5 protein-coding genes and 1 pseudogene are annotated in these 19,742 nt (G+C 74.2%); 3 read left to right on the top strand and 3 right to left on the bottom strand.

The features are described from left to right. Window positions 1-16: 16 nt before the first annotated feature. Genes ACIBAF_RS43850 through ACIBAF_RS43840 form a run of 3 tightly spaced genes read right to left on the bottom strand, consistent with a single transcriptional unit; the run spans window position 17 to window position 15,395 of the window. Window positions 17-6,385 (bottom strand): amino acid adenylation domain-containing protein, encoded by a 6,369-nt coding sequence (locus ACIBAF_RS43850; RefSeq protein ID WP_399471488.1) that lies wholly within the window; start codon window positions 6,383-6,385, stop codon window positions 17-19. Between the two features lie 6 nt (window positions 6,386-6,391). Next, window positions 6,392-14,044, bottom strand: coding sequence for an amino acid adenylation domain-containing protein (locus ACIBAF_RS43845; RefSeq protein WP_399471486.1), 7,653 nt, complete (start codon window positions 14,042-14,044; stop codon window positions 6,392-6,394). 52 nt (window positions 14,045-14,096) lie between these two features. Beyond that, entirely contained in the window at window positions 14,097-15,395 is a 1,299-nt protein-coding gene (locus tag ACIBAF_RS43840) for a cysteate synthase (RefSeq protein WP_399471484.1), read from the bottom strand. A gap of 457 nt (window positions 15,396-15,852) precedes the next feature. On the opposite strand from ACIBAF_RS43840, the gene ACIBAF_RS43835 reads away from it, so the two are divergent. The 3 genes and pseudogenes from ACIBAF_RS43835 to ACIBAF_RS43825 all read left to right on the top strand — a co-directional run. Further along, window positions 15,853-16,803, top strand: coding sequence for a thiamine pyrophosphate-dependent enzyme (locus ACIBAF_RS43835; RefSeq protein ID WP_399471482.1), 951 nt, complete (start codon window positions 15,853-15,855; stop codon window positions 16,801-16,803). Window position 16,804: 1 nt separating this feature from the next. Then, entirely contained in the window at window positions 16,805-18,931 is a 2,127-nt protein-coding gene (locus ACIBAF_RS43830) for a 2-oxo acid dehydrogenase subunit E2 (RefSeq protein ID WP_399471480.1), read from the top strand. Between the two features lie 87 nt (window positions 18,932-19,018). Further along, window positions 19,019-19,171: pseudogene (locus ACIBAF_RS43825) on the top strand (DNA helicase); the annotation flags it as partial. Between the last annotated feature and the right edge of the window lie 571 nt (window positions 19,172-19,742).

The following is a 19,742-nucleotide window of genomic DNA, read 5'->3' as shown; positions in this document are numbered from 1 at the left end:
CCGGCTCTTCTTCGGGTCAGCCGTCAAGGCCTGCCGCCAGCTCGTCCAGCTCGTCCCGGGACAGCCCCGCGACCGACATCCCCGCCCCCGACGGGCCGGAGCCGCCGCCGTCGCCGGTCCGGCGCACGAGCGCCGTGAGCGCGGCGAACCAGGACTCGGCCAGCGCCCGCACCTCCGGCTCGGTCAGGACGCCGTCCGGCCATGACCAGTCGGCCAGCAGCCGCGGTCCGGCGCCGGTGTCATGGACGACCGCGTTGACGTCGAGGACGTGGGCGGCGGCGAGGCCGGGGTCGGCGCCGACGCCGAGCGCCGACGACTCGGGGGCGAACGCCCACGGCTCGGTGCCCGCGGCGTCGGGGGCGGCGAACCGCCCGAGGTAGTTGAAACCGATCTCCGGAGCGGGAGCCTTGGCCAGCTCGGCCGCCGTGTCCGCGTTGAGGCGGCGCAGCAGGCCGTACCCCGTGCCGTGGTCGGGCAGTACGCGCAGGCGCTCGGCGACCCGGGCCGCCGCGAGGTCGGCGCTCGGCCCGGCGGCCAGCGCATCGCCCACGTCCACGCCCTCCAGGTCCAGGTGGACCGGGTAGAGCGAGGTGAACCAGCCCACCGTGCGCGACAGGTCGAGCCCGGGCGTCAGTTCCTCGCGGCCGTGGCCCTCGACGTCGAGCACGACATGGCCGGCGCCCTGCCGGTCGGCCACGGCGAGCGCGAGACCGGTGAGCAGGACGTCCTGGACACCGGCGCGGAAGGCGGCCGCAACGGTGGTGAGCAGGGGGCCGGTCGCCTCGGGCGGCAGGGTCAGCCGCATTGAACGGGTGGTGGCGGCGGTGTCCAGGTCGGGGTCGAGCGGCCGCGCGCCCATCGGGATGCGCGGGGCCTCCCCGATTTCGCGCCAGAGCTCGACCTCGGCAACCCGGGCCGGCGCGTACGCCTGCTCGCCCAGCACCGCCGACCAGTGCCGGAACGGCGTGCCCACCGGGGGCAGTTCGGGTCGCCGCCCGGCCGCGATCGCCTCCCAGGCGGCCGCCAGGTCGGGTACGAGGACGCGCCAGGACACACCGTCCACGGCCAGATGGTGCACGACCAGCAGCAGACGGCCGGGCCGGTCGGGGCCGGGGTCGAACCACACGGCCCGCACCATCACCCCGGCCACCGGATCGAGCAGACCCACGACCCGGTCGAACTCCTCGGCCACCGCCGCGTGGAGATCCGGCGAAGCGTCGCGCGAAGCTTCGGGCGAACCCGAGGTGGCGGACGGGCCGCAGACGTCCCGCCGGTCGAGGAGATCGGCGGCGCGGACCGTGCCGGCCGGGCGTACGTCGAGTTCCGGTCCCGTGACGAGCCGGGACCGCAGCATGTCGTGGTGGTCGAGCAGGGCCTGCAGGGCGTCGGTCAGCCGGGGCAGGCCGGCCCCGGCCGGAACCGTCAGCAGCACGGACTGGCTGAACCGGCCGATCGGCCCGCCGCGTTCGAGCAGCCACCGCATGACGGGCGTGAGCGGTACCGGGCCCGTCCCCTCGCCGGGAGCGTGGGGGAGGGCCGCGCCCCCACCGGGGACGGGCGCACCGCCGACCGGCCCCCGGGCCACCGCCGCCAGCTCCCGCACCGTCTGGTGCTTGAAGACGTCCCGGGCGCTGATCACGACCCCGGCCTCGGCCGCCCGGCTCACCAGCCGGATCGAGGAGATGCTGTCTCCGCCGAGGGCGAAGAAGTCCTCGTCGAGCGGGACTTCGGGCAACGCGAGCAGCTCGCGGAAGAGCGCGGCGAGGACGCGCTCGGCCGGGGTCAGCGGTTCGGTCACCGGTTCCTGTCCGCCGACGGATCCCGTGTCCCCCTCTTCCGCCCCCGCCGCCGGAGCGATCCCCGGCAGTGCCGTGCGGCGGCCCCGCTCCCGGAAGAAGGCGTCGTCCCCCAGGAGGTCCACGTCCTCGATGCGCAGGCCGGGGTCGGCGGTCACCGCGGCGAGGAAGCGGACCAGTGCCCGCGCGAGCCGCTCGGCGGTGGCCGGGTCGAACAGGTCGGTGCTGTACTCGGCGACGCCGTCGATGCCCGCCGGGCCGCCGTCGGCGTCGCGGTGCTCGTTCAGGTGGACGGAGAGATCGAAGCGGGCGGCGCCGGTCTCGACGCGTTCGTGGGTCACCGCGAGGCCGGGCAGGGAGAGGCCGGGATGCGCGGTGTGGCCGGTGAAGGCGAGCACGACCTGGAAGAGCGGGTGGCGGGCGAGGGTGCGTTGCGGGCTGAGGGCGTCCACGAGGAGGTCGAACGGCACGTCCTGGTGGGCGTAGGCGGCGAGGTCGAACTCCCGGACCCGATGGAGCAGTTCGCGGAACGTGGGGTTGCCCGAGGTGTCGGTGCGCAGGGTGAGGCTGTTGACGAAGAAGCCGACGAGGTCGTCCAGCCTGGCGTCGGCGCGTCCGGCGACCGGGGTGCCGAGGGTGATGTCGGTACCCGAGCCGAGCCGGGTCAGCAGCGCGGCGAGGCCCGCCTGGAACACCATGAAGAGGGTGACCTTGGAGTCGGCGGCGAGGTCGGCGAGGCCCGTGTGCAGGGCGGCGTCGATCGTGAGGGCGGCCCGGTCGCCGTCACCGCTGGGCTCGGCGGGCCGGGGACGGTCGGCCGGGAGCGCGAGCTCGTCCGGCGCTCCCGCCAACGCCTCACGCCAGTAGGTGATATGACTGCCCATCAGACTGTCCGGCTGGACGGCGGAGCCGAGGACTTCGCGCTGCCACTGTGCGAAGTCGGCGTACTGGACGGGCAGTTGCCCCCACTGCGGGACCTCTCCGTCGGTGCGTGCCGCGTACGCCGTCTCCAGGTCGCGCATCAGCGGTGCCAGGGACCAGCCGTCGACGGCGATGTGGTGGGCGAGGAGCAGCAGGACGTGCGTCTCGCCGTCGAGCGCGTACAGGGTGGCGCGCAGCGGAAGGTCGGTGGAGAGGTCGAAGCGGTGCCTGGCCGCGGCGGTGAGCAGTGCGGGGAGTTCGGCCTCGGTGGTCGGTACGACAGTGAGGTCCGGGCGGCCCGCCTCGGGGTCGAGGATGCGTTGGTAGGGGGTGCCCTGGAAGTCGGGGTGGAGGGTGCGCAGCGGTTCGTGGCGGGTGACGAGGTCGGCGAGGGCCTCCCCGAGCGCCTGCCGGTCGAGGGGGCCGGTCAGGCGCAGGGCCCAGGGAACGGTGTAGGTGGTGTTGCCCCCGTCGAGATGGCTCAGGAACCACAGGCGCTGCTGGGCGTACGACAGCGGAATCGGGGCGTGTCCGCGTGCGTACGGGGCGAGTTCGGGGCGTCGGACGTCGTCCCCGGAGCTCAGCCGCTGAGCCAGCCCGGCGGGTGTCGGCGCCTCGAAGACCGCGCGGACCGGCAGCGCGGTGCCGAGAGCGCCCCTGATCCGGTCGGAAAGACGCATGGCGAGGAGAGAGTCGCCGCCGAGGTCGAAGAAGCCGTCGCCGGCGCCCACTCGGTGCGCCGCGACGCCGAGCACGTCCGCGAACAGGCCGCACAGGATCTCCTCCTGCGGGGTGCGCGGGGCACGGCTGCCGCCGGTCGGCGCGGCCGGCTCGGGCAGGGCGGCCCGGTCCAGCTTGCCGTTCGAGGTGAGCGGCAGCCGGTCCAGGACGACCACGGCGGAGGGGACCATGTGCTCCGGGAGCGTTCTGCCCGCGTGGCGGCGCACCTCGTCGGCGTCGGGGGTCTGGCCGACGACGTAGCCGACCAGCCGCCCGTCCCGCACGAGGACGACCGCCCGGGCCACCTCCGGATGGCCGGTGAGGGCCGCCTCCACCTCGCCGAGTTCGATGCGGAAGCCGCGGATCTTGACCTGGTCGTCGGCGCGGCCCGCGTACTCCAGCTCACCCTCGGCCGACAGCCGTGCCAGGTCGCCCGTGCGGTACATGCGTGCGCCCTGGCCGCCGAACGGGTCGGCCACGAACCGCCCGGCCGTCAGCCCCGGTCGGCCCTGGTACCCGCGGGCGAGGCCGGGCCCCGCGACGTACAGCTCACCGGTCGTTCCCGGCGGTACGAGCCGCAGCCCCGCGTCCAGGACGTACGCGCGCAGGTCGGGCAGGGGGCGCCCGATGCGACCCCGGCCGTCGCGAGGGGAGTCCCCGCTCAGCGGCAGGCCGGTGACATGGACCGTCGTCTCGGTGATCCCGTACATGTTGACCAGCACGGGCGCGTCCTGCGGATGCCGGGTGTACCACTCCGCGACCCGCGCGACGTCCAGCGCCTCGCCGCCGAACACCACGTAGCGCAGGGCGAGTCGGCGGCCCACCTCCGGCAGAGCGGCGTCCGCGCGCAGCAGTTCGCCGAAGGCCGAGGGCGTCTGGTTGAGCACCGTGACGCGTTCTTGGGCCAACAGCCGCAGGAATTCCTCCGGTTCACGGCTCACGGCGAACGGCACGATCACGAGCGTGCCGCCGTGCAGCAGCGCGCCCCACAGCTCCCACACCGAGAAGTCGAAGGCGTAGGAGTGGAAGAGGGTCCACACGTCGTCGGGCCCGAAGTCGAACCACTGCCGGGCGGACTCGAAGAGCCGCACCACGTTCGCGTGCGGCACGGCGACGCCCTTGGGGCGGCCCGTGGAGCCCGAGGTGTAGATCACGTACGCCGTGTTGCCGGGGGCCGGAGGCGGCGCCTGGAGCGCTGCCGAGGGGTGGTCGAGCGGCTCGGCCACCGTGACCACGGGGACCTGACCGGCGGGCAGCCCCGAGGCCAGGTCGTCCGTCGTCAGCAACAGCACCGGGTCCGAGTCGGCCAGCATGAACGCCAGTCGTCGCGTCGGATACTCCGGGTCCATCGGCACGTACGCGGCACCGGTCTTCAGCACCGCGAGGACGGCCACCACCAGGTCCGGTGTGCGCGGCAGCGCCAGGGCGACCAGCCGCTCCGGGCCCGCGCCGCGTTCGGCGAGCAGACGCGCCAGGCGGTGGGAGCGCTCGTCGACCTCCCGGTAGGTGAGGCGGGTCGCGCCGTGCACGACGGCCGTGGCCTCGGGGGTGCGGGCGGCCTGCTGGGCGAACAGTTCGGGAAGGGTGGCAGCCGGTTCGGCCGCGGCATGCGTCGCGGACGCGGTGCGGCCCAGCAGGTGTTCCCGTTCGCCCGGCAGCAACGCCTCCACCTCGCGCACCGGGCGTGCCGGGTCGGCCGTCAGGGCCGCCAGCACCCGGGCGAAGCGGTCCAGCAGGGCCCGCGCGCCGGCCTCGTCGTACAGGTCGGGCCGGTAGGACAGGCGCAGGGCCAGGCGGCGGGCGGGCAGGACGGACAGGGTCAGCGGGTAGTGGGTGGCGTCGCGGCCGGTGAGCCGGGTGACCCGCGACGCGCCTGGGGCGGCGGACGCGGGGTAGTTCTCGAAGGCCAGCAGAGTGTCGAAGAGGTCGCCCGTGCCGGTGGCGCGCCGGATGTCGGCGAGGCCGAGATGCTGGTGCGGCAGCAGGCCCGCCTGCCGGCTCTGCAGGCCGGTGAGGAACTCGGCGACGGTGTCGCCGTCGTCCCAGCTCACGCGGGTGGGAACGGTGTTGATGCAGAAGCCCACCATCGAGGCGACGTTCGGCAGCTCGGGCGGCCGTACGCTGACGGTCTGGCCGAACACGGCGTCGGTACGGCCGGTCAGCCGCCCCAGCAGCACGCCCCAGGCGCCCTGGACGAGGGTGTTGAGGGTGACGCCCAGGGAACGTGCCGTCGCTTCGGCGCGGGCCGTCGGCTCCTCCGCCAGCTCCACGACGAGCTCGTGCGGGAGGACGGGCGCGGCGGGGGCCGTGCGGGCCAGCAGGGTGGGTTCGGCCACCGAGCCGAGGGCGTCCTGCCAGGCCCGTTCGGCGGCGGCATGGTCCTGCCTGGCCAGCCATGCCAGGTAGTCGCGGTACGGCGGCACGGGCGGGAGCGCGGTCGGGTGCTCGCCCGCGTACAGGGCGCCGAACTCGCGGACGAGCAACTGCTTGGACCAGCCGTCCAGCAGGATGTGGTGGTTGGTGATCACCAGCTGGTAGCGGTCCGGGGCCCATCGGACGAGCAGATGGCGTAGCAGCGGCGGCTTGGCGAGGTCGAAGCGGCGGGTGCGCTCCTCGTCCAGCAGCCGCTGCCATGCCGTCTGCCGTGCCTGCTCGTCAAGTGCGGACAAGTCGACGTCCGCCCAGGGGAGTTCGGTGTCCGTGGGCACGATCTGGAACGGCCGCCCGCTGTCCCGGCGGCGAAAGCACGCGCGCAGGTTCGGATGCCGGTCGAGCAGCGCCTGCCCGGCGGCCCGGACGGCGGCGGGGTCGACGTCGCCCGACAGCTCCAGCACCTGCTGGGCCGCGTAGACGTCGGGGTCGTGGTCGTCGTCGTACAGGGCGTGGAAGAGGAGCCCCTCCTGCAACGGCGACAGGGGCAGGACGTCGGAGATTCCGGACCGGGTCACCGTGGGTTACCTCCACTCGGTTCCGAACTCGGCTTCGAGTTCGTCGATCTCTGCTTGGGACAGCGCCACCAGCGGCAGGTCGGACGGGGTGTGTCCGCCCGCCGCGGTGGTGTGGCCCAGGGCGGTGAGGGCTTCGCACCACAGGTCGGCGAGGGCGCGGACCTCGTCCTCGGACCAGATGCCGGGCGCCCAGGACCAGGTGGCCCGCAGCCCCTCGTCCGTGGCCATGGCGGTGATCTCCAGGCCGTGCGCGACGGGCAGGGCGGGGTCGTGGACGGCGCCGAGGGCGAGCGTGCCGGGCAGGTCCTCGGGGGCCGTGGACCAGTCGGCCGGCTGCCCGCCCGCCGCCGGTTCGCGGGCCGTGCGGCCCAGGTAGTTGAAGCCGATCTGCGGGGCCGGGAGCGCGGCGAGGACCGGCCCGGTCTCGGGGTCGAGATGGCGGAGCAGACCGTGACCGATGCCGTGGTCGGGTACGGCACGCACCTGCTCCTTGACGCTCCTGAGCACCTGGGCGGGGTCCCCGAGATCGAGCCCGGCGAGGTCGAGCCGGGCCGGGACGACGCTGGTGAACCAGCCCACCGTGCGCGAGAGGTCCACCCCCTCGGCCAGTTCCTCGCGGCCGTGCCGCTCGATGTCCACCAGCAGTGCCGGATGCCGGCGCCATCGGGCGAAGGCGAGCGCGAGGGCGGCGAGCAGGACGTCGTCGGGACCGGCGTGAAAGGCGGCCGGGACCGCGGTGAGCAGTTCGGCGGTCGGCTCGGGCGCAAGGCCGCGGGTGAGATGGCGCACGGTGCCGACGACGTCCCGTTCGGGGTCGGGGCGCCGGATGCCGGCCCCTGGGTCGAGGCCTTCCCCCACGCGCCGCCAGGTATCCAGTTCGGCCCTGCGCGCCCCGGCCTCCCGCTCCAGCAGCCGGGCCCAGTGGCGCACCGATGTGCCGGCCGGCGGCAGTTCCACCTCCCGCCAGGCAGTGGCCAGGTCCGCCCGCAGGATGGCCCAGGACACGCCGTCCACCGCCAGGTGGTGAACCGTCAGCAGCAGGCGCCCGGGACGGCCTGGCCCCGCGTCGTACCAGACCGCACGCACCAACTCACCCGACTCCGGCCGCAGTCGGTGGGCCGGCACCTGAAGCACCGTCGCGAAATCGCCGTCCGGTACGGCGACCCGCTCCAGCAGTCCGGCCGCCTCCACGCTCCCGGGCGGCGGGATGTGCGCGGTCCAGTCGCCGTCGGTCGCCACCCGCATCCGCAGCGCGTCGTGGTGGTCGAGTACCGCCTGAAGGGTGCCCGCCAGACGCTTCTCGTCGGCCCCGGCGGGCGTGACCAGCAGCACCGACTGGCTGAACGAACCGATGGGACCGCCGCGTTCGCGCAGCCGGTGCATGGCCGGGGTGAGCGGCAGTGCACCCACCGAGGACGCCTGGAGGGGCCCCTGTGCCGGGGCGGGGCGAGCCGCGGCCACGGCGGCGAGAGCGGCGATCGAGCGCTGGTCGAACACGTCACGTGGACTCAGCCGCAGCCCGGCCGCGAGCGCGCGGCTGACCAGGTGGATCGAGGCGATGCTGTCGCCGCCCAGGTCGAAGAAGCCGTCGTCGACCCCGACACCGCGCGGGTCCAGGCCGAGAACCTCGGCGAACAGCGCGCGCAAGGTCTCCTCCTGGAGGCTGCGCGGGGCGCGCGGGGTGTCCGCCGCGCCGGTCGTGACCTCCGGCGCGGGCAGGGCGGCGCGGTCCAGCTTGCCGTTCGCCGTCATCGGCAGGGCGTCCAGGACGACGAGCGCCTCGGGGACCATGTGGTCCGGCAACCGCCGTGCCGCCTCGGCCCGTACGTCCGCACGGTCGACGTCGGCCGCCGCGCCCACGAGGTACCCGACCAGGCGTTTGCGGCCCCCGTCCGCGCGCACCACCACCGCGGCCTGCTCGACGGCGGGATGCGCGGTGAGCACGCCCTCGATCTCGCCGGGCTCGATCCGCAGCCCCCGGATCTTGAGCTGGCCGTCGGCCCGCCCGCGCAGCTCCAGGGTTCCGTCGGCACGGCGCACGGCCAGGTCGCCGGTGCGGTACATGCGCTCGCCGGGCGGCCCGTAGGGGTCGGCGACGAACCGCTGCGCGCTCAGCCCGGGCCGGTTCCAGTAGCCCCGGGCCACCTGGGCGCCGGCCACGTACAACTCGCCCTCGACACCGGCCGGGACGGGGTTCAGCCACCCGTCCAGGACGTAGGCGCGGGTGTTCCACATCGGGCGCCCGATCGGCACCGGCCCGGACGGCAGCTCCTCGTCGGGTTCGATGCGGTGGTCGGTGCAGCCGACGGTCAGCTCGGTGGGGCCGTAGTGGTTGATCAGCCGCACGCCGGGGTGCTCCCGGCGCCAGGCCCGCAGGGCCTCTCCGACCAGGGCCTCTCCGCCCAGCATGAACTCCTCGGCGGGCGAGAGGTCGTACGGCAGGGCGGGCAGCAGCGCCAGATGGCTGGGCGTGGCCTTGAGGAACGTGTAGCCGCCGGGCAGCGGATCCGCGCCCGCCTCGTGGACGGCCGCGATGTGCACCCGGCCGCCCGCGGCGAGCGCGCCGTGCAGGGTGGTCACCGTGGCGTCGAAGGACAGGGTGGCGTGCAGCAGCGACGAGCCGCGCAGACTCGGGTACGCGGCCACGCAACGAGCTACGTACGGGGTGAGGTTGCGGTGTTCGACGACGACCCCCTTGGGGCGCCCGGTCGTGCCGGAGGTGTAGATCAGGTAGGCCGCGTCGGCGGGACGGGCCCGGGCCAGTTCGGTCCCGGTGCCGGTCGCCTCCTCGTCGGGGCTCACGACCGGGCACGCGACGGCCATCGGGTCCCTGGCGATGACACACACCGGGTCCGCGTCGGACAGCAGATACGCCGTCCGCTCGGCGGGATGCTCCGGATCGAGCGGCAGATAGGCCGCGCCCGCCTTGAGCACGGCCAGCACGGCCACCGCGAGGTCGACGGACCGGGGCAGCGAGAGGGCGACGATCCGGCCGGGCCCGGCACCGCAGGAGGTCAACGCCAGCGCCAACCGGCCAGCCCTGTCGTCCAGTTGACGATACGTCAGACTTGTCCGGGCATCCGTCACGGCCACCGCGTCCGGCTGCTCGGCCGCCCGGGCCTCGAACATCCGGTGAAACGTCGTGTCCGGCACGTCATGCGCGGTGTCGTTGAACTCGACGAGCAGGCGTCGCCGTTCGGCCGGGCCGAGCAGATCCAGCGCGCCGACGGGCCGGTCGGGGGCGTCCACGGCGGCCCGCAGCAGCCGTTCCAGCCGGGCGGCGAGGTCCTCGGCCGTGCCCCGGTCGAAGAGGTCGGCGCTGTACTGGAGGATGCCCTCGATGCCGTCCGGCGAGCCGTCGGGGGTGCGCAGCTCGCCGAGGTTGAAGGTGAGGTCGATCTTGGTGGCGCCGGTCTCCACGGGCAGCGGCCGGCCGGCCAGACCGGGCAGGTCGAGGTGCGGTTCGGCGGTGCCGGGGCGGAAGGCGAGCATCACCTGGAACAGCGGGTGCCGGGCCGTCGAACGGGGCGGATTGAGGGCCTCGACCAGCTGCTCGAACGGCAGTTCCTGGTGGGCGTAGGCCGCGAGGTCGCTCTCCCGGACCCGGGCGAGCAGCTCGCGAAAGGTGGGGACGCCGGAGGTGTCGGTGCGCAGGACGAGGGTGTTGAGGAAACAGCCGATCAGGTCGTCCAGCGTCTCGTCGGCGCGGCCCGCGACCGGGGTGCCGAGCGGGATGTCGGTGCCCGCCCCGAGCCGGGTGAGCAGGGCGGCGAGCCCTGCCTGGACGACCATGAACACGGTCGTGCCGGTCTCCCCGGCCAGCGCGCGCAGCCGCCCGTGCAGCCTCGCGTCCAGCCGTACGGGGATGTCGCCGCCCCGGTGCGTGGCGCGGACCGGGCGGGGGCGGTCGGCGGGCAGCGCGATCTCGTCCGGCAGGTCGGCCAACGACCGCTTCCAGTAGGCGAGCTGAACGTCCATCACCTCACGGTCGAGGAGCAGGTCCCGCTGCTGGACGGCGTAGTCGGCGTACTGCGCCCGAAGGGGAGCCCACGCGGGACTCCGGCCCTCCTGCCGGGCGCGGTAGGCGGTGGCGAGGTCGCGGAGGAGGGGTTCGAGGGACCAGCCGTCGGCGGCGATGTGGTGCAGCACCAGCAGCAGGGCGTGTTCCTGCGGCCCGAGGACGAGGAGGTGGGCGCGCAGCGGGACGTCCTCGTCGAGCCGGAACTCCTCGCCTGCCGACTCGGCCAGCCGCTCTGCCACTTGGGCCTGCGTGACCCGCTCGACGTGCAGCCGGGGCCCGGCCGCCGTCGGGTCGAGGAGTCGCTGGCGCGGGATGCCGTCGGCGTTCGGGTAGACGGTGCGCAGGATCTCGTGCCGGGCGACGAGGTCGGAAAGTGCGGCGCGCAGGGCATCCGGGTCGAGGCCGGCGCCCGTCAGCCGCACGGCGAACGGGATGTGGTACGCCGCCCCGGACCCCTCCAGCCGGTCGAGGAACCACAGTCGCCGCTGGGCCGACGACAGTGGAGCCTCGTCGGGGCGGGCGCCCGGCGCCAGCGGCCGGGCGGGCCGGGCGACGGCCCCGGCACCGGCGACCAGTGGGGCGAGGGCGGCCGCAGTGGGCGCGCCGAACAGGTTCCGCAGCGTCAGTGCCGCGCCCAGGGTGTCGCGGATCCGGCCGATCAGGCGCAGGGCGAGCAGGGAGTGGCCGCCGAGCGCGAAGAAACTGTCGTCGGGACCGACGGCGGGCAGACCGAGGACGTCCGCGAAGAGCCCGCAGAGCGCCTCCTCCTGCGGAGAGCGCGGGGCACGGCTTCCGGTCTCCGTGACGGGCGCCGGCAGGGCGGCGCGGTCCAGCTTGCCGTTGGCGGTCAGAGGCAGCCGGTCCAGTCGGACGACGGCCGACGGCACCAGGGCGGCGGGCAGCCGGTCGGCGAGGTGGGCGCGCAGGACGTCCGGGGCCGGCGCCGTGCCCACGGCGGGCACCGCGTAGGCGATCAGGCGGCGGTCGCCGGGGCGGTCCTCGCGGACGAGCGCGACCGCCTGGGCGACCTCCGCATGGGCGGCCAGCACCGACTCGATCTCGCCCGGCTCGATGCGGAAGCCACGCAGCTTGACCTGGCCGTCGGCCCGCCCGTGGAACTCCAACTCGCCGCTGTCCAGGCCGAGTCGGACGCGGTCGCCGGTGCGGTACATGCGCGCGCCCGGAGGGCCGAAGGGGTCGGCGGTGAAGCGCTCGGCGGTGGCTTCGGGGCGGCCGAGGTAGCCGCGGGCCACGCCGGGACCGGCCACGTACAGCTCACCGACCGTGCCGCGCGGTACCGGTCGCAGGGCGCCGTCGAGGACATAGGCGCGCATGCCGTCGAGCGGGCGGCCGATGGGCAGCGGCTCGGGCACCGCGCCCGCGTCGGGGCAGGGGCGGCAGGTGGCGAAGGCGGTGGTCTCGGTCGGGCCGTAGCCGTTGGTGACGGTCAGCCCGGGGCAGGCGGCCAGGACCCGGCGGACGACGGACGCGGGCACGGCCTCGCCGCCGGCCCACACCTGGCGCAGCCCGGCGAAACAGCCGGGGTCCGCCTCGGCGGCGAGCCGGAACAGCCCGGCGGTCAGCCACAGCGCCGTCACCCCGTGCCGGGCCGTCAGGCGTGCGACCGCGGCGGCGTCCACGTCCTCGTCCGGCCCGGCGACCACGGCGGTGCCCCCGCCCAGCAGCGGCACCCACATCTCGTAGGTGGAGGCGTCGAACGCGGTCGGCGAGTGCACCAGCACCCGGGTGTGCGCGCCGCAGCCGAACGCCGAGTCGGCGGCCAGCGCGGTGACGTCCCGATGGGTGACGGCGACGCCCTTGGGCCTGCCGGTCGAGCCCGAGGTGTAACTGACGTACGCCAACTGGTCCGAGTGGAGCGGGACTTCGGGGTCCGTGGCGGGCTCGACGGCGAGCGAGGGGTCGGTCGCGGTGACGAGGGCGGGACCGTCGTAGGCGTCCCCGTCCGACAACCGGTCGCACAGCAGGACGGTCGCGCCGGTCTCGGCGAGGATCCGCCGGGTGTGCGCGGCCGGGACACGCGCGTCGAGGCCGACGTACGCGCCACCCGCCTTCAGGACGGCCAGCAGCGCCACGATCAGCTCGTCGGAGCGGCGCATCAGGACCGCGACCCGGTCCTCGGGCCGGACGCCGAGGCGGAGCAGGCGGTGGGCGAGCCGGTTGGCGCGCGCGTTCAGGTCCCGGCAGGAGAGCGCACGGCCTCCGTGGACGACGGCGACGGCATCGGGTTCGGCGGCCGCGCGGGCCGCGATCACGCCGGGGACGGTACGGCCGCCCGCGAGCGCGACCGGCCCGTCGAGCAGCGCTCCCTCGCCCGGCAGCGTCAGCTCCACCCGCCCCACCACCGAGCCCTCGGGCTCCAGGACCGACGCCGCGAACCGCTCCACGAAGTGCACGAAACGCCGGTGATGGGCGGTGAGTTCGGCTTCCGTGTGGTGTTCGGGACTCGCGTCCAGGTCCACCCGGATCCCTTGGCCGTCCGCGCGGTCGTAGACGTTGACCGCGAGGTCCTCGACCGGGCCCGTGGACAGGTTGTGCCGGGTGGTGGGATGCCCGTCGAAGCGCACCTCCGGTCCGAAGGCCATGATGTTGACGACCGGTCCGAAGAAGCGGCGTCCGTCCTGCGGCCAGTCCAGCGCGCGGCGCAGGTCCTCGCCCCGGAAGCGCTGGTGCGCCAGCAGGTCGCGGGTGGCCCCGGCGGCCTGCCGTACGAGGTCGACGGCCGGGGTGTCCGGGCGTACCGCGAGCCGCAGCGGGAGCACGTTGGACGCCATCCCGGGAGTGCCGAGCTCCGTCTCGCTCTCGCGGCCGGTGACCGCGAGGCCGAGGACGACGTCCCGCGCGCCGGTGAGCCGGTGCAGATAGGCGGCGGTCGCCGCGAGAACCACGCGGGACCAGCGCGTTCCGGCGCGCTCGGCCGCACGGTGGACCAACTCCCCGGCAGACTGGGGCAGATGACCGGAGCGGCGCAGGAAGCGTCCGGCGACATGCGGCGGGCGGACGGCCAGGCTCACCGGGTCGGGCCGGTCGGCGAGGGCCTGCGTCCAGTGCGTACGGTCCTGCTCGTGCCGTACGCCGCCGCGATAGGCCTCGTCGGCGGCGGCCAGCGGCGCGAGGGGCGCGGGTGGCGGAGTGTGCGGGGTGCCGTTCGCGAGCGCGGTGTACGCCTGCGCCACTCGCCGGGCGATCAGGGAGCAACTGAAGCCGTCGACCGCGATGTGGTGGTACGCCTGGTACCAGATCCAGTGGTGGTCGGCGAGCCGCAGGAGCGCGTAGCGGAACAACGGGCCCCGGTCGAGGTCGAAGGGCGTGGCGAAGTCGTCCGCCATCCACTCCCGCGCCGCCTCGCCCCCTGCCGCGTCGACGACGGGCATCCCCCACTCGGGATCGGCGTCGACGAGCAGCCGTACGCCGTCCTCGTCGGCCGCGAACCGGGACCGCAGTGTCTCGGTCGCGTCCACCACCTGCCGTACGGCCGTCCGCAGGCGCAGCGGGTCCACGGGACCGTGGATCTCCGTGTACTCGCCGACGTTGTAGGCGGCGCCGGCTCCGTCGAGCCGCTGGCCGAACCACATCGAGCGCTGGGCGGCGGACGGGTCAGGTCCACGGCGTACGGTCATCGACGGACTCCGGTGGGGGTGGGGGACGGACCGCAGGGCATCGGAGGGCCGCTCACGTGGCGGCGGGGGCGTACGTGAGCCGTCGCCCGACCCGCTCGGCGACCGCGCGCGGGCCGTCGCCGTCCGCGCGCCACGGGACGCGCAGCCAGGGCTCGGCGGGGACGAGCGGGACGTCGTGGGCCTGACGGGCCCGGCCGCCGCCGGTGATGTTGAGGAGGACCAGCTCGTCGCGGTCGACGCGTCCGGCGCGTACGGCGTCGGCGAGCGCGGCCAGCGCGACCCCCGCACCGGGCTCGATGTCGATGCGCTCGGTCTCCTCGAACAGGGCCATGGCGGCGAGGGCGGCGCCGTTGTCGGCGCACAGGACGTCGCCGCCGCTCTCGGTGAGCGCCTCACGCACCCCGCCGCGTACGGTGAACGGCGGGCGGCGGTTGGTCAGTTCGCGGGCCAGCGGCTCGTGTTCACGGTCGGCGGGAGCCGCACCGCCGGAGTGCCAGGCCGCGAACAGCGGGGCGAACGGCGCGTTCTGGCACATCAGCAGGCGGGGCGTCGGCTCGTCGCCCGAGCGGATCCGGCGGCCCGCGTCATGGGCTCCGATGGCTCCGGTACCGCTGCCGACGGCCTGCACATACGTCCGCGGCAGGCGTCCGATCATCTCGGCCGCGGCGAGCATCACGGTCCCCAGACCGTCGCGGCGCCCGATGTTGCGGCAGCCGCCCTCCGCCTGGTGTCCGGGGAGCCGGGCCAGCAGGTCGGCGCAGGCGATGGCGTCGCTGTAGGTGGCGTCGCCGTCGAGCACGACGATGCGTACGCAGGGGTCCAGCGGGCCGGGGAAGCGCATGCTCTCCAGGGCCGGGGCGGGTACGACGATCAGACAGGGCGCCTGATGGCGGGTGGCGGCCCAGGCGAAGGCGGCGGCGGTGTTGCCCGCCGAGGGGATCACCAGCACGGGCGGGTCGGCGGGCAGCCGGCCCAGCACCGTGTACGCCTCCAGGTCTTTGAACGTGCAGGTGGGCATGGACGCCCCGCGTTCGGGCCAGTACCCGTTGAAGGCGACCCACAGCTGGGAGAGCCCGATCCGGCGACCGAGCCGGTCGGCGCGGTACACGAGCGGCCCTGGCACGCCGGGAAACGTCCGGGCCACGGGGAGCAGACAGGCGTGCCGGAACAGCCCCGCACGATCCCCGCTGGGCGCGGCGGGCCGGTCGTACTCGGCCCGCAGGAACGCCGGTTCGTGCGGTTGCGGGCAGTCGAGTATCAGACCGTCGTCCTCGTAACGGGCCCCGCAGGCGGAGCAGACGACCGTGTAGTGCCGATTTCCCGGGTGTACTTGGGGGCGTACTCGGGACATTTCCTTGCCTTCCGCAGTGGTGCGACGTTCGCTGGTCAATTGCAACCGCGACTGCGGAAATGCGGGGCGACCCACGCATTACCGTTCCACCAACGTGCAGTTGACATTCCGTTCGCTCCCGGGGGCCGGTCTATACCTTTGGACTGTTCAGTTCCGCTTCATCTCCCCTTCTTGATGCGGAGGTTGATGGGCGCATGGACCCTGGGCAAGCATCCGAGACGCACACGTCTTGACGAGAGGACGGCGGGAAATGGGCGAGAAGTCGATGCATGAACTCGCGACGGAGCGGGCACGAACTTCTCCCCTGCCATGGCTGCCGTCGCCGGTTCCGGTTTCCTTTTTGCCATCGAATGGCAAAGCCCTGGAAGAGGCGCCCCCGGAAGATTATGGCGAATATGGTGAGTATCGCGAATATCGCGAACCCGCTCCCGATTCGCTGCTGACCGCCTACCGGAAAATGGTCCTCGGGCGACGCTTCGACGAGCAGGCGACGGCGCTCGCCCGGCAGGGCCGGCTCGCGGTCCACCCCTCCAGCCTCGGCCAGGAAGCGTGCCAGGTGGCCGCCGCTCTCGCCCTGCGCGACACCGACTGGCTGTTCCCCACCTACCGCGACTGCGTGGCGCTGGTCAGCCGGGGCATCGACCCCGTCGAGGCGCTGACCCTGCTGCGCGGCGACGGCCACTGCGGTTACGACCCCGTACGGCACCGCACCGCGCCCCAGTGCACCCCGCTGGCCACCCATGCCGCGCACGCCACCGGACTCGCCCACGGCGAGCGCCTCAAGGGCACGGACACGGTCGCCCTCGCCCTCGTCGGCGACGGCGCCACCAGTGAGGGGGACTTCCACGAAGCACTGGGCCTCGCGGGCGTCCTGCGCGCACCCGTGGTCTTCCTCGTACAGAACAACCGTTACGCCATCTCCGTCCCGCTCTCCGCCCAGAGCGCGGCGCCGAGCCTGGCGTACAAGGGCGTCGGCTACGGCGTCCGCTCGGAGCAGGTGGACGGCAACGACGCCGCGGCCGTCCTCGCCGTCCTGGGCGCGGCGGTCGAGGACGCCCGCACGGGCGGCGGCCCCTGGCTGGTCGAGGCGCATACCTACCGCATGGCCCCGCACACCAGCGCCGACGACCCCTCCCGCTACCGTCCGGCCGAGGAGACCGAGTACTGGCGCGGGCGCGACCCGATCGACCGCCTGGAGTCCTGGCTGCGCGAGCGCCGCCTGCTCACCGAGGACGACATCGGGGCCGCCGCGGCCGAGGCCGAGACGTACGCGCTCGCCCTGCGCGCCCGGCTCGCCGAGGACCCCGCCCTGGACCCGCTCGCACTCCTCGACCACGTGTTCAGCGCCCCGACCCCGCAACTGACCGAACAACGCGCCGCACTGCGGGCCGAGTTGGAGAGGCACTGAGATGACGGAGACGGTCAAGGCGCCCGGGCGGACGGCCACCACCATGGCGAAGGCGCTGAACACCGCCCTGCGGGACGCGCTGGACGCGGACGACAGGGTCGTCGTCTTCGGCGAGGACGTCGGCCGGCTCGGCGGCGTCTTCCGGATCACCGACGGGCTCGCGGACGCGTTCGGCGAGCGCCGCTGCTTCGACACCCCGGTCGCCGAGGCGGGGATCGCGGGCCTCGCGGTCGGCATGGCGATGGCCGGGTTCCGGCCGGTGGTGGAGATGCAGTTCGACGCGTTCGCCTACCCGGCGTTCGAACAGATCGCCTCCCACGTGGCCAAACTCCGCAACCGCACCCGCGGCGCCCTCGCCCTGCCCATGGTCGTCCGCATCCCGTACGGCGGCGGGATCGGCGGCGTAGAGCACCACAGCGACTCCAGCGAGGCCTACTACGCGCACACGGCGGGCCTGAAGGTCGTCACCCCCGCGACGGTGGCGGACGCGTACTCCCTCCTGAGGGAGGCCATCGACGACCCGGATCCGGTGGTGTTCCTGGAGCCCAAGCGCCACTACTGGACGAAGGACGAGGTCGAACTTCCCCTGAGCACCGAGCCGTTCGGCACGGCAGCGGTGCGCCGCCCAGGAACCGACGCCACACTCGTCGCCTACGGCCCCTCGGTCGGCGTGGCCCTGGCGGCGGCGCGGGAGGCGGCGGCCGAGGGGCTGGACGTGGAGGTGCTCGATCTGCGCACCCTCGTCCCGCTCGACGACCATGCGCTCACCGCGTCGGTGCGGCGCACCGGTCGCTGCCTGGTCGTGCACGAGGCCCAGGGTTTCGCCGGAGTCGGCGCCGAGATCGCGGCGCGGGTGCAGGAGCGCTGCTTCGACGCGTTGCGCGCGCCGGTGCTGCGGGTCACGGGCCTGGACATCCCGTATCCGCCGCCCCTGCTGGAGAGCGCCCATCTGCCGGGCGTCGGACGGGTGGTGGCGGGCCTGCGCCGCCTGCTGCCCGAGGGCGGACCGGGCGTACGGCGTCCGCTGCCGGTCTCTCACGGCGCGGCGGCGGCCGAGGGCGGTGGGGCCGTCCGGATCGCCCGGATCTTCCGGGCCGTTCGGACTTTTCAACTGCCGGACCTGGGGGAGGGGTTGGCGGAGGCGGAGCTGCTGGAGTGGAAGGTCGCGGTGGGCGACCACGTCACATCCGACCAGACGGTCGCCGAGGTCGAAACGGCCAAGTCCGTCGTCACCCTCCCGAGCCCCTTCGCCGGGACGGTGACCGCCCTGCACTGCCGGGCCGGGGAGAGGGTGACGGTCGGGGCGCCACTGCTGTCGGTGGCGGAACCGGCGGCGGAGGGGGCAGTGGAGGGTGTGACGGAGGCGGCGGACGACTCCGGTGCGGTCCTCACCGGGTACGGGACGGGCGGCGCGCGCGGCAACCGCGTACCGATGCCGAAACGCGGCGAGCCTGCGCAGACCAATGCCCAGGGAGCTCAACAGCCTGCAATCCGCGCCCCCTTGGGCGTCGCCGCCGAGAAGTTCCTCCGCGCCCACCGCGACATACCCGCCGTCACCATCTGGGCCGACACCGACGCCACCGGACTGCTCGCGGCCCGTGACGCCCATGGCACGGGCCTGCTTCCCCTGCTCGCCAGGGCCTGTCTCGCCGGGCTCGCCGCCTTCCCCGAACTGAACGCCCGGGTGGACGCCGAGCGCGCCGAGGCCGTCCGGCTGCCGCGGGTGCACCTCGGCTTCGCCGCCCAGACCGGCCATGGGCTGCTCGTCCCCGTCGTACGGGACGCCGACCGGCTGCCGCTCGACGGCCTGGCCGCCGAACTGCGCCGCCTCACCGGCCTCGCCCGCGACGGCGTACTTCCCGCGGAACACCGCACCGGCGGTACCTTCACCCTCAACAACTACGGTGTGCTGGGCGTCGACGGCGCCACGCCGATCCTCAACCACCCCCAGACGGCGATGCTCGGTGTCGGCCGCCTCGTCGATCGCCCGTGGGCGGTGAGCGGCCGGCTGGAGGTCCGCAAGGTCGTCCAGCTGTCGCTGACCTTCGACCATCGTGTGTGCGACGGGGGCACCGCGGCCGGATTCCTTCGTCATGTCATCGACGGCATCACCGCTCTCGAACCGTGAAGCGCGCGCTCAGGATGCCTGCCGCGCGGCCGCGGCCATGACGACGACGGAGATCAGGGCGACGACGGAAATCAGGGCGATGACGGCGCCGACCGCCGGCTCCACCTTGCCGACGCCCCCATCCGCCTCACCGGCACCCCCGCCGTGCCCACCGAACTCGGCCCCGTCACCCCGCCGGACGCCGTGTTGTGCCGCACCGACGTCGGCGCCATGGCCCACGTCATGAGCTGGCGGGCAGCAACGTGGTCAGGGCGGCGCGCTGGGCAGCATCGGGTTGGGCAGCCAGTGTTGCGGCCTTCCTGGAAGTGAGCAGTCCTTCGCTGCTGACCTGCGCTTTGCGCAGTTCGGAGAGCGGAACGCATCGGAGTTGACTGCTAGTCAGTATTGGCGCGTCTTCGGTCCCTTAGTGCTGTGACCTGCGAGTTCGTGAGTGCCCTAACCGGCCTGATCACCATGAGCGTTGACTGCTCAGTGTGGGAGAGCCGCCGGTAGTGGCGATCGCGGCAGCGGGCTGCGCCGTTCGAATGGCGTGCCGGGTAAGCCTTTCGGCCGCTCACGACCGCGACACGACAGGCTGACGAGCGGACTGGTCGTTTTCCGTGGCTGCCCCGCCGGATGGCGAGCGTGCTCCCGTCCGGGCGCCCCGCCCGGTGTGCGGAATTTCCGGTAGGGCAGCATCTGCTCAGTCATCGCCTGCCCGTGAGGGGTCGTCATGCGCTCCGCCCGCCGCGTCGCTTCGTCCGCGCTGCTGACCTGTCTGTTTCTGGCGGGCTGTTCGTCCGTCCCGCTGGGTGTGTCGGACCCGTCGTCA

This window comes from Streptomyces sp. NPDC051677, from assembly GCF_044453465.1.
Lineage (GTDB): Bacteria > Actinomycetota > Actinomycetes > Streptomycetales > Streptomycetaceae > Streptomyces.
The sequence above is the reverse complement of the archived record's forward strand: the minus strand, read 5'-3'. Positions and strand labels throughout refer to the sequence as shown.

Excerpts from the sequence above, each read along its gene's own strand:
- ACIBAF_RS43830 (WP_399471480.1), top strand. The coding sequence starts at position 16,805 with ATGACGGAGACGGTCAAGGCGCCCGGGCGGACGGCCACCACCATGGCG.
- ACIBAF_RS43840 (WP_399471484.1), bottom strand. The coding sequence starts at position 15,395 with ATGTCCCGAGTACGCCCCCAAGTACACCCGGGAAATCGGCACTACACG.
- ACIBAF_RS43835 (WP_399471482.1), top strand. The coding sequence starts at position 15,853 with ATGGTCCTCGGGCGACGCTTCGACGAGCAGGCGACGGCGCTCGCCCGG.
- ACIBAF_RS43845 (WP_399471486.1), bottom strand. The coding sequence starts at position 14,044 with ATGACCGTACGCCGTGGACCTGACCCGTCCGCCGCCCAGCGCTCGATG.